Raw genomic sequence first — 1,051 nt, forward strand, 5'->3', positions numbered from 1 at the left:
GCCTGGTGAAGGGGCGCATTCCAGGGCAGGATGATGCCCACAACGCCAAGCGCTTCCCGGCGGACATAGGCGTGGTACGCCGGTCCCACGTTGATGTACTCGCCATCGAAGGCGTTTGCGAGGCCCCCGTAGTACTCGAAGAACTGGGCCACCAAGTCGATCAGCACCGGCATTTCGCGACCGGGCTTGCCGGTCTCGGCGGACTCGATGTCGCCAAGCAGCTTCTCATGCCGTCGTATGACGCGAGCCAGTTCGACCAGACGCCGGCCGCGCTCGGTCGGCCGCATGCTGTTCCAAGCATCAAAGGCAGCTGCACAGGACTCAGCCGCTCCCTGCACATCCTCGGGATCGCTGCAGGCGACAAGCGCCGACTGCTGACCTGTGCGAGGGTCGTATTTGTCGAAGTAGCGGGACGTGCGCGTGCGCGCGGTCCGGCCATTCACATAGTTCTCTATGCGTTCCACCGTGTCTCCAGTCTCTTTGCTTGTTCTTGCATGCGGCACGCTGCCGCGATATCAGCCGGCGCGTTCGATGCGGGCTCCGGCGAGCTTCTCCAGCTCGCGGACCACCRCCGTCATGTCTTCGGCGCCCTGGCCGTGCGCGATGGCCAGGTCGAAGAACTGCTTCGTCACCGAGCTGGCAAAGGTAGGCGCGCCGACAGCCTCGGCCTCCGACGTGAAGAGGCGTATGTCCTTGCGCATGAGATCCATGCGGAACCCGAAATCGAACACGCGATCAAGGATCGTCCCCGCGACCATGTTCTCGCTCGTGTAGCTGCGCGCCGTGCTGGCGTTCAGCATGCCCAGGAGCTGCTGGGCATCCAGGCCGCTCTTGATGCCGAACAGCACCGCCTCGCAGGTGGCGATGAGCGTGGACGCGACGATCATGTTGTTGGTCAGCTTCAGCGCCTGCCCCATGCCTGGCTCGTCGCCCACATGTTCGACCTTGCGGCCAAATGCCTTGAAGACAGGTTCGCAGCGCTCGAAGGCCGACTTCTTGCCGCCGACCATCACCGACAGGGTTCCGGCTTCGGCACCCGCAACCCCACCGG

2 protein-coding genes are annotated in these 1,051 nt (G+C 64.2%); both read right to left on the reverse strand.

The genetic code is table 11. From position 1 onward, the window contains the following. Positions 1–464, reverse strand: a 464-nt coding sequence (locus tag ACXJKR_RS33290) for an aldehyde dehydrogenase family protein (protein WP_457326494.1), incomplete at its 3' end; no start/stop codon positions are given. A 51-nt stretch (positions 465–515) separates the two neighbouring features. Further along, the coding region (locus ACXJKR_RS33295) for an NAD(P)-dependent oxidoreductase (protein ID WP_457326495.1) at positions 516–1,051 on the reverse strand (536 nt) is incomplete at its 5' end.

Source organism: Roseateles sp. P5_E11 (genome assembly GCF_054049355.1).